The organism is Streptomyces glaucus (assembly GCF_039533365.1).
GTDB lineage: Bacteria > Actinomycetota > Actinomycetes > Streptomycetales > Streptomycetaceae > Streptomyces > Streptomyces glaucus.
In genome coordinates this window covers 1-12,917 of record NZ_BAAATK010000092.1, presented here as the reverse complement: position 1 = coordinate 12,917, position 12,917 = coordinate 1, and the positions used below count along the sequence as shown (strand labels likewise).

Annotated in this window: 10 protein-coding genes; 9 read left to right on the top strand and 1 reads right to left on the bottom strand. The window is 75.4% G+C overall.

The window, feature by feature from the left end:
- Positions 1-212 precede the first annotated feature (212 nt).
- On the top strand, positions 213-2,363 hold the full coding sequence (locus ABD363_RS31655; RefSeq protein ID WP_344609849.1) for a primosomal protein N': 2,151 nt from the start codon (positions 213-215) through the stop codon (positions 2,361-2,363).
- A 113-nt stretch (positions 2,364-2,476) separates the two neighbouring features.
- On the opposite strand, the gene ABD363_RS31650 is transcribed toward ABD363_RS31655, so the two are convergent.
- Positions 2,477-3,019, bottom strand: a complete 543-nt coding sequence (locus ABD363_RS31650; RefSeq protein WP_344609847.1) for a hypothetical protein — start codon at positions 3,017-3,019, stop codon at positions 2,477-2,479.
- A gap of 286 nt (positions 3,020-3,305) precedes the next feature.
- On the opposite strand from ABD363_RS31650, the gene fmt reads away from it, so the two are divergent.
- The 8 genes from fmt to ABD363_RS31610 all read left to right on the top strand — a co-directional run bounded on the left by fmt (position 3,306) and on the right by ABD363_RS31610 (position 12,909).
- The gene (gene fmt, locus ABD363_RS31645) at positions 3,306-4,238 is read left to right on the top strand and encodes a methionyl-tRNA formyltransferase (protein WP_344609845.1); all 933 of its coding nucleotides are present in this window, start codon (positions 3,306-3,308) and stop codon (positions 4,236-4,238) included.
- A 69-nt stretch (positions 4,239-4,307) separates the two neighbouring features.
- Positions 4,308-5,726, top strand: a complete 1,419-nt coding sequence (locus ABD363_RS31640) for an RsmB/NOP family class I SAM-dependent RNA methyltransferase (protein WP_344609843.1) — start codon at positions 4,308-4,310, stop codon at positions 5,724-5,726.
- Positions 5,727-5,860: 134 nt separating this feature from the next.
- A complete protein-coding gene (gene rpe / locus ABD363_RS31635) occupies positions 5,861-6,547 on the top strand; it encodes a ribulose-phosphate 3-epimerase (RefSeq protein ID WP_344609841.1) in 687 nt (228 codons plus the stop codon).
- A gap of 78 nt (positions 6,548-6,625) precedes the next feature.
- Positions 6,626-7,669, top strand: a complete 1,044-nt coding sequence (locus ABD363_RS31630; RefSeq protein ID WP_344609839.1) for a sugar-binding transcriptional regulator — start codon at positions 6,626-6,628, stop codon at positions 7,667-7,669.
- Between the two features lie 247 nt (positions 7,670-7,916).
- On the top strand, positions 7,917-9,359 hold the full coding sequence (locus tag ABD363_RS31625; protein ID WP_344609851.1) for a GuaB1 family IMP dehydrogenase-related protein: 1,443 nt from the start codon (positions 7,917-7,919) through the stop codon (positions 9,357-9,359).
- A 288-nt stretch (positions 9,360-9,647) separates the two neighbouring features.
- Positions 9,648-11,114, top strand: coding sequence for an amino acid permease (locus ABD363_RS31620; protein WP_344609837.1), 1,467 nt, complete (start codon positions 9,648-9,650; stop codon positions 11,112-11,114).
- Between the two features lie 10 nt (positions 11,115-11,124).
- Complete coding sequence (locus ABD363_RS31615) at positions 11,125-11,577, top strand: Lrp/AsnC family transcriptional regulator (RefSeq protein ID WP_344609835.1); 453 nt, start codon at positions 11,125-11,127, stop codon at positions 11,575-11,577.
- A gap of 135 nt (positions 11,578-11,712) precedes the next feature.
- The gene (locus ABD363_RS31610) at positions 11,713-12,909 is read left to right on the top strand and encodes an MFS transporter (protein WP_344609833.1); all 1,197 of its coding nucleotides are present in this window, start codon (positions 11,713-11,715) and stop codon (positions 12,907-12,909) included.
- Positions 12,910-12,917 lie beyond the last annotated feature (8 nt).

The following is a 12,917-nucleotide window of genomic DNA, read 5'->3' as shown; positions in this document are numbered from 1 at the left end:
CCGCGAACTGCCCGACTTCACCTGGGAACGCACCGACCGCGTGGACGCCCTGCGCGCCGCGGCGGGGCTGTAGACCGCACACCGCACGGGACGCGCCGGGCCCGGTGTCCTTCGGGACGCCGGGCCCGGCGCGTCGTGGTCCCGGGGGACCGGCTCCGGGCGGGGGGCTCGGACGCCGCCGACTGTCGGTGGCGTTTGGTAAGAATGCTGACGTGAACAGCGAGAACGAGCAGGCGGGCGGCGGCGCGGACAGCGCGCCGCCCGAGCAGCTCGCGCTGATCCGGGAGAGCGTGCGGAAGGCCGGGGCGCCGCGGGCCAAACCGCGGACCTGGCGGGGGGCCGCGCTCGCCAAGGAGCTGCCCGTCGCCCGGGTGCTCGTCGACAAGGGCGTGCTCCACCTCGACCGGTACTTCGACTACGCCGTGCCCGAGGAGCTGGACGCCGACGCGCAGCCGGGCGTGCGCGTGCGCGTGCGGTTCGGGGCCGGGCGGCACCGGGTGCGGGAAGGCCGGCGCGAGGGCGGCGGGCTGATCGACGGATTCCTCGTCGAGCGGCGCGCCGAGTCCGACTACGCCGGGCCCCTTGCCGCGCTGGCCCAGGTGGTGTCGCCGGAGCAGGTGCTCAGCGAGGAACTGCTGGGACTCGCACGGGCCGTCGCCGACCGCTACGCGGGCAGCCTCGCCGACGTGCTGCAGCTCGCCGTGCCGCCGCGCAGCGCCCGCGCCGAGCAGCGGCCCTCGCCCGCCCCGCTCCCCCCGCCGGCGGCCCCGGACGCCGGATCCTGGGAGCGGTACGAGCACGGGGCCGCCTTCCTCGAGGCGCTCGCCGCGGGAGGCGCCCCGCGGGCCGTGTGGCACGCGCTGCCCGGACCGCGGTGGAGCGAGGAACTGGCACGCGCGGTGGCGGCGACGCTGGCCTCCGGGCGCGGCGCCCTGGTGGTGGTGCCGGACGGGCGCGCGGTCGCCCGGGTCGACGCCGCGCTGACCGCGCTGCTGGGACAGGGGCGGCACGCGGTGCTCACCGCCGACGCCGGACCGGAGAAGCGGTACGCGCAGTGGCTGGCGGTGCGGCGGGGGTCCGTACGGGCCGTCGTCGGCACCCGGGCCGCCATGTTCGCCCCGGTGCGGGACCTCGGGCTGGTCGCCGTCTGGGACGACGGCGACGACAGCCACAGCGAGCAGCACGCCCCGCAGCCCCACGCGCGCGAGGTGCTGCTGCTGCGCGCCGCGCTGGACAAGTGCGCCTTCCTGCTGGGCGGCTGGAGCTGCACCGTGGAGGCCGCGCAACTGGTGGAGAGCGGCTGGGCGCGGCCGCTCGTCGCCGGCAGGGACCGGGTGCGGGCCGCCGCGCCGCTGGTCCGGACCGTCGGGGACGGGGATCTCGCGCGGGACGAGGCCGCGCGCGCCGCGCGCCTGCCGACCCTGGCCTGGCAGGTCGTCAGGGAGGGGCTGCGGCACGGACCGGTGCTCGTACAGGTGCCCCGGCGGGGATACGTGCCGCGGCTGGCGTGCGCCGTCTGCCGGACGCCCGCGCGCTGCCGGCTCTGCTCCGGGCCGTTGGAGGGGCAGGAGTCCGGCTTCACGCTGCGCTGCGGATGGTGCGGACGCGAGGAGAGCGGCCGGCACTGCCCGGAGTGCGGTTCGTCCCGGCTGCGGGCCCAGGTCGTGGGCGCGCGGCGGACCGCCGAGGAGCTGGGACGCGCCTTCCCCGCCGTGCCGGTGCGGACCTCGGGGCGTGAGCAGGTGCTCGACACGGTGCCGGGAACGCCCGCGCTGGTCGTGAGCACCCCCGGGGCCGAGCCCGTCGCCGAGGGCGGGTACGCGGCGGCGCTGCTCCTGGACGGCTGGGCCATGCTGGGGCGGCCCGATCTGCGTGCCGGGGAGGACGCGCTGCGGCGCTGGATCGCCGCCGGCGCGCTGGTACGGCCGCAGAGCGCGGGCGGCACGGTCGTCGTGGTCGCCGAGCCGACCCTGCGGCCCGTCCAGGCGCTGGTGCGCTGGGACCCCGTCGGCCACGCGGTGCGGGAACTCGCCGAGCGGGCCGAGCTGGGTTTTCCGCCGGTGTCGCGGATGGCGGCGGTGTCGGGACCGGCGGAGGCGGTCGCCGGATTTCTCCGCACGGTCGCACTGCCGCCGGAGGCGGAGGTGCTGGGGCCCGTGCCGCTGCCGGTCACGGCGGCGGGGCGCCCGCGGCGGCCGGGGGCGCCGCCTGCCGGGGAGCACTGGGAGCGGGCGCTGGTCCGGGTGCCGCCGGGCAGCGGCGCCGCGCTGGCCGCCGCGCTGAAGGCCGCGCAGGCGGCACGGACGGCGCGGGGGACCGGGGACCCCGTACGGGTGCGGATCGATCCGCCCGACATCGGGTGAGACGCGCCGGCCCCGCCCGGGCCGCCGGGCGCGCGTCCCGCGGCCCCGCGCAGGGGTCTGCCCTCCCGGAGCAGGTCCGGAAGGGCAGGAGCGGAAGGGCGGGGGCGGAAAGATCAGCCGTTGCGGGGGGCGGGGAACGCCGTGGGCCTGGCCTCGTCGCGGAGGGCCGGGCTGCCCGCCGTCGGCTGGGTCGGCATGGAGCGGGTCGTGGAGACCGCCGGCATCGCGGGGATGCCGGCGCCCACGTCGACCGTACGGGTGCCCGAGGGCTCCGTCGTCCGCTCGGCCGCGGCGGCCGCCTGGGCCGCGGCGCGGCGGGCGCCGTAACGGCGGTGCACCGCCTGCTTGGTGACGCCCAGCGCGGAGCCCACCGCGTCCCACGAGAAGCCGAGTGAACGGTCGAAGTCCACGGCGGCCGTGACGAGGGTCTCGACGCTGTCCCGCAGTTCCTGGGCGAGACGGACCGTCGGGGCGGGAGCGCGTCCGTAGACGACGAAGCCCGTGGCGGGGCCGGAGCGGCGCGGGCGGTAGACGTTGCCCAACTGGGCGGTGAGCGTGCGCAGTGCGTCCACCTGCCGGCGGACCCGCTCGATGTCCCGCACCAGCAAGTGCAGGCTGGCCCGGGCCTGGGCGTCGTGGGTTGCGTGGTCGGCCATGAACAAGCCTCTCGAACCGGCGTTGAAAGGAACCGGGCCGCGCGGGCGGCCCGTGTGGTCAACTCTTTCTTGACCAACGCGGATCGGCTCCGCGGGTCACGGTGCGGGGGCGTATGGGCATATGCGTACGCCCCTGGCCGGGGTGCGCGCCTCGGCCAGGGGGCGGGGACGCCGCCCCCGGACGCGGCTGTCCCCCGCCCGCGGCCGGGGGTTCTCCCGGGAACGCGCGCCCATAGACTGGGACGTCGCCCGTGACCGTCCCCGCCCGAGAGGCCCGTACCCACCCATGAAGCTCGTCTTCGCCGGTACCCCTGAGGTCGCCGTACCCGCCCTGGACGCCCTGATCTCCTCCGGGCGGCACGAGGTGGCCGCCGTCGTCACCCGGCCCGACGCGCCGGCCGGGCGCGGACGCAGGCTGGTCGCCTCCCCCGTGGCCGAGCGGGCCGAGGAGGCCGGGATCGAGGTGCTGAAGCCGGCGAAGCCCAGGGACCCGGAGTTCCTGGAGCGGCTCAGGCGGATCGCCCCCGACTGCTGCCCCGTCGTCGCCTACGGGGCCCTGCTGCCGAAGGCGGCCCTGGACATCCCCGCCCACGGCTGGGTCAACCTGCACTTCTCGCTGCTGCCCGCCTGGCGCGGGGCCGCGCCCGTGCAGCACGCCGTCATGGCCGGCGACGAGATCACCGGAGCGTCCACCTTCCTCATCGAGGAGGGGCTCGACTCCGGGCCCGTCTACGGGACGGTCACGGAGCGGATCCGGCCCACCGACACCAGCGGCGACCTGCTGACCCGGCTGGCCCTCGCCGGCGCCGGGCTGCTGGCCGCGACCATGGACGGCATCGAGGACGGCACCCTGGAGGCCGTGCCGCAGCCCGCCGAGGGCGTCAGCCTGGCCCCCAAGATCACCGTGGAGGACGCCCGGGTCGACTGGTCCGCGCCCGCGCTGCGCGTCGACCGCGTCGTGCGCGGCTGCACGCCCGCGCCCGGCGCGTGGACCACCTTCCGCGGTGAGCGGCTGAAGCTCGTCCAGGTCGCGCCCGTGCCCGGGCGGACGGACCTGGCCCCGGGGCAGCTCGCCGCGGGCAAGAACGACGTCCACGTCGGCACCGGTTCGTACGCGGTGGAGCTGCTGTGGGTGCAGGCCCAGGGCAAGAAGCCGATGCGGGCGGCGGACTGGGCGCGCGGCGTGCGCATCGCCGAGGGGGAGACCCTCGGGTCCTGACGTCGGCCGGCCGTCCCCGACGACGTAGGCTGGACGGCGCATTTCATCCCAGATCCGGAGCACCTTTTCGTGAGCGACCAGCCCCGCCGGCCCCGCAGGCCCGGCAAGCCCTACCGCCGACCCCGGAAGGACCCCGTCCGCATCCTCGCCTTCGAGGCGCTGCGGGCCGTGGACGAACGCGACGCCTACGCCAACCTCGTCCTGCCGCCGCTGCTCAGGAAGGCGCGGGAGAAGGGCGACCTCGACGCGCGGGACGCGGCGCTGGCCACCGAGCTGGTCTACGGGACGCTGCGCCGGCAGGGCACGTACGACGCGATCGTCGCCGCCTGCGTGGACCGTCCGCTGCGCGAGGTCGACCCGCCGGTGCTCGACGTGCTGAACCTCGGGGCGCACCAGCTGCTCGGGACGCGGATCCCGTCCCACGCCGCCGTGTCGGCCACCGTCGAACTCGCCCGCGTGGTGCTCGGCGACGGGCGGGCCGGATTCGTCAACGCCGTGCTGCGGAAGGTGGCCCGGGACGACCTCGACGGCTGGCTCGCCAAGGTCGCGCCGCCCTACGACGACGATCCCGAGGACCACCTCGCCGTCGTGCACGCGCACCCGCGCTGGGTCGTCTCCGCGCTGTGGGACTCGCTCGGCGGCGGGCGCGCGGGGATCGAGGAACTGCTGCGGGCCGACAACGAGCGGCCCGAGGTGACGCTGGTCGCCCGGCCCGGGCGGGCCACCACCGAGGAACTGCTCGGCGTCCGGGCCGCCGTACCGGGGCGCTGGTCGCCGTACGCGGTGCGGCTGACCGAGGGGGGCGAGCCGGGCGCCGTCCCGGCCGTGCAGGAGGGCCGTGCCGGCGTGCAGGACGAGGGCAGCCAGCTGGTCGCGCTCGCCCTCGCCCGCGCGCCCCTGGACGGGCCCGACCGGTTCTGGCTGGACGGGTGCGCCGGGCCGGGCGGCAAGGCCGCGCTGCTCGGGGCGCTGGCCGCCGAGCGGGGCGCGGTGCTGCTCGCCTCGGAGAAGCAGCCGCACCGGGCCGGTCTGGTCGCCAAGGCGCTGGCCGGCAACCCCGGGCCCTACCAGGTCGTCGCCGCCGACGGGACGCGGCCGGCGTGGCGGCCCGGCAGCTTCGACCGGGTGCTGGTGGACGTGCCGTGCACCGGCCTCGGCGCCCTGCGCCGGCGCCCCGAGGCGCGCTGGCGGCGCCGCCCGGAGGACCTGGACTCCTTCGCCCCGTTGCAGCGCGGCCTGCTGCGCACCGCGCTGGAGTCGGTGCGCGTCGGCGGTGTGGTCGGCTACGCGACCTGCTCGCCGCACCTCGCCGAGACCCGGGCCGTGGTCGCCGACGTGCTCAAGCAGCACCCGCAGGCCGACCTCCTCGACGCCCGCCCCCTGCTGCCGGGCGTACCGGATCTGGGCGAGGGCCCGGACGTCCAGCTGTGGCCGCATCTGCACGGGACGGACGCGATGTACCTGGCGCTCATCCGCCGGACCGGCTGACCGCCGTCCCGGGACCCTCCACCGCCCGGACGCCGCGGCCGTACGGGCCCGCTCCGGCCGGGCCGCGTCCCCGGGGCGGGCCGCCGCCCGGAACCGGTGCCCGCGACCCCCGCGGGGCATGGCAGGCTTGGGGCATGGCCGTGCAGATCAACCCCAGCATCCTGTCCGCCGACTTCGCCCGGCTCGCCGAGGAGGCGAAGGCGGTCGAAGGGGCCGACTGGCTCCACGTCGACGTCATGGACAACCATTTCGTCCCCAACCTCACGCTCGGCGTGCCGGTGGTGGAGTCCCTGGCCCGGGCGACGGACACCCCGCTGGACTGTCATCTGATGATCGAGGCTCCCGACCGGTGGGCCCCGCAGTACGTGGAGGCGGGGGCCGGTTCCGTCACCTTCCACGCCGAGGCGGCCGCCGCACCGGTCCGGCTCGCCCGGGAGATCCGGGCCAAGGGCGCCCGCGCCGCCATGGCGCTCAAGCCCGCGACGCCCGTCGAGCCGTACGAGGACCTGCTCCCCGAACTCGACATGCTGCTGATCATGACGGTCGAGCCGGGCTTCGGCGGGCAGGCGTTCCTCGACATCATGCTGCCGAAGATCCGCCGCACCCGCGAGCTGATCCGCAAGCACGGTCTGGAGCTCTGGCTCCAGGTCGACGGCGGAGTCTCGGACTCCACCATCGAGCGGTGCGCCGAGGCCGGCGCCGACGTCTTCGTGGCCGGATCGGCGGTCTACGGAGCCTCCGACCCGGCCGAAGCGGTACGTGCACTGCGCACCCGGGCCGAGGCGGCGACCGCCGGGGCGTCCTGGGCGTGCGACCACTGAGCCACCAGAACGTGAACGGCTCCCATCAGGGCTGATCGACCGCGCCGGATCTGCAAGGATGAACGGCGAATCCAGAGTGTGAACAGCAGTGAGGAGATCGCCGTGTCGGGTATGTCGGCGGGCCGGTCAGCCATGCGGATGGGACCCGCTGAGCTGGTGCAGGCGGCGGCCATGGCCCGCCGCTTCTACCTCGAGGGGAAGTCCAAGATCCAGATCGCCGAGGAGTTCGGCGTCAGCCGCTTCAAGGTGGCCCGGGTCCTGGAGACCGCCCTCGAACGGGACCTCGTACGAATCGAGATCCGGGTGCCCGCGGAGCTGGACGCCGAGCGTTCGGACGCGCTGCGCGCCCGCTACGGCCTGAGGCACGCCGTCGTGGTGGAGTCCCCGGCCGAGGCCGAGGAGACGCCCGACCCCGAGAACCTGGGGGAGGTCGCCGCCGACCTGCTCGGGGAGCTGGTGGACGAGGGCGACGTCCTCGGCCTGGCCTGGGGCCGGTCCACCATCCACATGGCGGCGGCGCTGGACCGGCTGCCGCCGTGCACGGTGGTGCAGCTGACGGGCGTGTACGACGCCGGGACCGCCGAGCGCGGCTCGGTGGAGGCCGTGCGCCGCGCCGCCCAGGTGTCCGGCGGCGACGCCCACCCCATCTACGCGCCGATGCTGCTGCCGGACGCGGCCACCGCGGCGGCGCTGCGCCACCAGACCGGGATCGCCCGGGCCTTCGAGTACTTCGACAAGGTCACGGTCGCCTGCGTCTCCATCGGCTCCTGGGAGCCGGGCATCTCGACCGTGCACGACATGCTCACCGACGAGGAGCGGGCGCACTACGCCTCCCTCGGTGTCGCCGCCGAGATGTCCGCGCACCTCTTCGACGCCGAGGGCCGCCGGGTCGGCCGGGACCTGGGGGAGCGGTGCATCACGGTCAAGGCCGACCAGCTGCGCCGGGTGCCCGAGGTCGTGGCGATCGCGGGCGGGCAGCGGAAGGCGGCCGCGATCGACGCGGTGCTGCGCTCCGGGCTCGTCACCAGCCTGGTGACGGACACCTCGGCCGCGGACTACCTGATGACGGCCGGACCGGCGCCCAGGCCCGCCCTCGACCGGGCGGACCCGGACGGTCCCTGACAGCGGGCCGGGAGGGGACGGCCGCGGCCCTCCCCTCCCGGCCCCGGCCGCCCCCCACGCCTGCGCGGACGGAGCCGGGGCGACGGAGCGCGCCCGCTCTCGGAGATTTCTCCGAACAGGGCTCCGGCCGGCCTGGACGATCCGCCCGGGCATCGCGTTCCGGCCGTCATGGGACAATGAAGTACGTGCTCTTCCCCCTGGCTGACCGGTCCGGGGGCCACCTCTGATCGACTGGGATGTGCAGCACGTGCGTTTCCTCAACGACATCCAGCCCGCGTACGACCTGACCTACGACGACGTGTTCATGGTGCCGAACCGCAGCGCGGTCGGCTCGCGGCAGGACGTGGACCTCGGCTCCCCGGACGGCACGGGCACCACCATTCCGATCGTCGTCGCCAACATGACGGCCGTCGCCGGCCGCCGGATGGCCGAGACCGTGGCCCGGCGCGGCGGGCTCGTGGTCATTCCGCAGGACATCCCGATCGACGTGGTCACCGATGTCGTCTCCTGGGTGAAGAGCCGTCACCTCGTCCTCGACACCCCGATCGTGCTGTCCCCGCACCAGACCGTCGCCGACGCCCTCTCCCTGCTGCCGAAGCGCGCGCACAACGCCGGCGTGGTCGTGGACGAGGAGTTCCGGCCGGTCGGCGTGGTCACCGACGCCGACCTGTCCGGCGTGGACCGCTTCACCCAGCTCGAAGTGGTCATGTCCAAGGACCTGCTGCTGATCGACGCGGACATGGACCCGCGCGAGGCGTTCAACGCCCTCGACGCGGCCAACCGCCGGTACGCGCCCGCCGTCGGCCGGGACGGCAGGCTCGCCGGCATCCTCACCCGCAAGGGCGCCCTGCGCGCCACGCTGTACACGCCGGCCACCGACGCGCGGGGCCGGCTGCGCGTCGCCGCCGCCGTCGGCATCAACGGCGACGTCGCGGGCAAGGCCCAGCAGCTGCTGGAGGCCGGCGTCGACACGCTCGTCATCGACACCGCGCACGGCCACCAGGAGTCGATGATCGGCGCCCTGAAGCTGGTGCGCGACCTCGACCCGCAGGTGCCCCTCGTCGCGGGCAACGTCGTCGCCGCCGCGGGCGTGCGCGACCTGATCGAGGCCGGCGCGGACATCGTCAAGGTCGGTGTCGGGCCCGGCGCGATGTGCACCACCCGCATGATGACCGGCGTCGGCCGGCCGCAGTTCTCCGCGGTCCTGGAGTGCGCGGCCGAGGCACGCAGGCACGGCAAGCACGTCTGGGCCGACGGCGGGGTCCGCCACCCCCGCGACGTCGCGATGGCGCTCGCGGCCGGCGCGTCCAACGTGATGATCGGCTCCTGGTTCGCGGGCACCCACGAGTCCCCGGGCGACCTCCAGCACGACGCGCAGGGACGCCCGTACAAGGAGTCCTTCGGCATGGCGTCCGCGCGCGCGGTGCGCAACCGGACGGCGGAGGAGTCGGCGTACGACCGTGCCCGCAAGGCGCTGTTCGAGGAGGGCATCTCCACCTCCCGCATGTTCCTCGACCCGGCCCGCCCCGGCGTCGAGGACCTGATCGACTCGATCATCGCGGGCGTCCGCTCCTCCTGCACCTACGCCGGTGCCGCGACCCTGGAGGAGTTCGCCGAGAAGGCCGTCGTCGGCGTCCAGAGCGCCGCCGGTTACGCCGAGGGCAAGCCGCTGCACGCCAGCTGGACCTGAACTCCGTGACGCCCGGCCCCGTCGGCCCGGTCCCCGTCGGACCGGGCCGACGGGGCCCGGCCGTGCGCAACGGCCGCGAGCCCGCGCGCAACGAACGCGCGTCCCGCCCGGAGGAACGCAACGATCTTGCGGAGACGCGCAAGGTTGCTGCATTACGGGGGCAACTCCCCGCTCAATAGGGTTCTGCGCTGTACATGGCGTGGCGGGGACTCCGCTCGGCGGGTCCCCTGCGGGAAGGGGCACCGTCGGCCCCCGCCGCCCCGATCCGCAGCGACGAAGGAGCCGCGCGTGCTCGACCAAGGCGCACCCCCGCACAGCAGCAGTCGGACCGCATCGCCGTCCCCGGGCCCCGGCGCGCGCCTGATGCGCCGCAAGCCCGTGGAACGCCTGGTGGCGGAGGGCGGACAGGGCGAGGGCGGGTCCCTGCGGCGCTCCCTCGGGCTGTGGCAGCTCACCATGATCAGCATCGGTGCCACGCTCGGCACCGGCATCTTCGTGGTGCTCGGCGAGGCCGTCCCCAAGGCCGGTCCGGCGGTCACCCTCTCCTTCGTCGTCGCCGGCCTGACGGCGCTGTTCTCGGCGCTGTCCTACGCCGAGCTGGCGGGCACCATCCCGGTCTCCGGCTCCTCGTACTCGTACGCGTACGCGACGATGGGCGAACTGATCGCCTGGGTGTGCGGCTGGTGCCTGGTCCTGGAGTACGGCGTGTCGGTGGCCGCCGTCGCCGTCGGCTGGGGCGAGTACCTCAACGAGCTGCTCGACGGGACGATCGGCGTCACCGTCCCGGCCGCCCTGTCGGCCCCGCCCGGCGACGGCGGCGTCTTCAACCTGCCCGCGCTGATCGTGGTCCTGCTGGCCATGGCGTTCCTGCTGGGCGGCGCCCGCGAGTCCGCCCGCGCCAACACCGTCATGGTCGTCGTGAAGATCGGCGCGCTGGTGCTGTTCTGCGCCATCGGCGCGCAGGGCCTGCGCTCGGGCAACTACGAGAACTTCATGCCGCTGGGCATGGCCGGGGTCAGCGCGGCGGGAGCGACGCTGTTCTTCTCCTACATCGGCTTCGACGCCGCCTCCACCGCCGGCGAGGAGGCGAGGAACGCGCAGCGCGACCTGCCCCGCGCGATCATGCTCTCCCTCGTCGTCGTCACGGTGCTGTACGTCCTCGTCGCAGCCGTCGCCGTCGGCGCCAGGCCGTGGGAGGACTTCACCGACTCCGAGGCCGCGCTCGCCCAGATCATGCGCGAGGTCACCGGGCAGACCTTCTGGGGCACCCTGCTCGCGTTCTGCGCCGTCGTCGCCATCGCCAGCGTCGTGCTGACCGTGCTCTACGGCCAGACCCGCATCCTGTTCGCGATGTCCCGCGACGGGCTCGTGCCCAAGGTGTTCGCCCGGGTCCATCCCCGGACCGGCACGCCCCGCGCCAACACCGTGATCGTCTCCCTGTTCTGCGGCGTCCTCGCCGCCGCGATCCCGCTCGGCCGGCTCGCCGACGCCACCAGCATCGGCACCCTGTTCGCCTTCGCGCTGGTCAACGTGGCCGTCGTGGTGCTGCGCCGGACCCGCCCGGAGATGCCCCGCACCTTCCGGGTGCCGCTGTCGCCGGTGCTGCCCGCGCTGGGCTTCGCCTTCTGCCTGTGGATGATGGGCAGCCTCTCGGCCGTCACCTGGGTGGTCTTCGGTGTCTGGATGGCCGTCGGGCTCGTGTTCTACTTCGTGTACGGCTACCGCCGTTCCCGACTCGCACCATCCGAGAAGTGATCAACTCACCGTGCTGAACGATCTCGACGAACGCATCGTGCACGCCCTCGCCGAGGACGCCCGCCGCTCCTACGCGGACATCGGCCAGCTCGTCGGCCTGTCCGCGCCCGCCGTGAAACGCCGCGTGGACCGGCTGCGGGCCACCGGGGCCATCACCGGTTTCACGGTCCGGGTGGACCCGGCGGCCCTCGGCTGGGCCACCGAGGGGTTCGTCGAGATCTACTGCCGCAGCAACACCTCGCCGGAGACCATCCAGCGGGGCCTGGAGCGCTACCAGGAGGTCGTGGCCGCGTCCACCGTCACCGGGGACGCGGACGCGATCGCCCAGGTCTTCGCCTCCGACATGCGCCACTTCGAGCGGGTCCTGGAGCGGATCGCGGGGGAGCCGTTCGTGGAGCGCACCAAGTCCGTGCTGGTGCTGTCGCCGCTGCTGCGCCGGTACTCGTCGGGAGCGCCCGCATGATCGGCGGACGGTTCCGCCCGGTCCGCCTACCATCGGTGTCATGACCTGGCGACATTGATCCACCGGCCGTGCCTCCCGGGGGCCGCCCCGGACGCCGTACCTCCGGCGTCCGGATCGTCCCTGCGGGAAGGCCTCATGACACTCTCGTCCCCGCGTGTGCCCGCCGCCGGCGTGCGGCGGCTCACGGTCACGCTGTACGGCTACGCGTTCCTCCACGACCTGATCCCGCTCTACCCGGTGTACGCGCTGCTGTTCGGCGACGCCGGTCTGTCCCTGTGGCAGATCTCCTCCCTGTTCGCGGTGTGGTCGGTCACGAGCCTGGTGCTGGAGGTCCCCTCCGGCGCCTGGGCCGACGCCGGCTCCCGCCAGCGGCTGCTGTGGCTGGGCCCGCTGCTCACCGCCGCCGGCTTCGCCCTGTGGGTGCTCGTCCCGTCGTACCCGGCCTTCGCGCTCGGCTTCGTGCTGTGGGGCGCCGGGGAGGCGCTCGGCTCGGGCGCGCTGGAGGCGCTGGTCCACGACGAACTGGACCGGCTCGGCGCGGCCGGCCGGTACGCCCGCGTCATGGGCCGGGCCCGGGCGGCGGGCCTGCTGGCCGTGATGGCGGCGATGGGGCTCGCCGGGCCGGTGTTCGCGCTCGGCGGCCACCCGGCCGTGGCGGCGGCGAGTGTGCTGGCCTGCCTGCTGGCGGCGGCGACGGCGACCCGTCTCCCCGAGCACCGCGGGACCGGGACCGCCGGCGGGAGCCGGGCCGCGGTCCTGCGGACCGCGCTCGCCGAGGCCCGCGCCGACCGGTCCGTGCGCCGGGCTCTGCTGCTGGTCCCGGCCGTGACCGCGGTGTGGAGCGCGCTCGACGAGTTCTCACCGCTGCTGGTGCGGGACACCGGCGTGGCGGACACCACGGTCCCGTATCTGCTGCTGCTGATCTGGGCGGCGGCCACCGCCGGCGGCCTGATGGCCGGGCCGGGCGAGCGCCTGGGCACGGCCGGACTCGCGGCCCTGCTCGCGGGCGCCGCGCTCGCCCTGGCCGCCGGCGCCGCGACGGGCGCCCCGGCCGGCGTCGTCCTCGTCGCCCTCGCCTTCGGCGGGTTCCAGCTGGCGAGCGTGCTGGCCGACGCCCGGCTCCAGCAGCGCATCGACACCGCCGGGCGGGCCACGCTGACCTCGGCCGCGGGCCTGGGCACCGGGCTGGCCACCGTCGCCGTGTACGGCGCGTACGCGGCGGCCGGCTCGGTGACCGCGCACCGCACCGTGTTCGTGTGGAGCGCGGTGCCGTACCTGGTGACGGCGCTGCTGCTGGCGCTCACGGCACGGGCCGCCGCGACACGACCGTGACGCCGCCC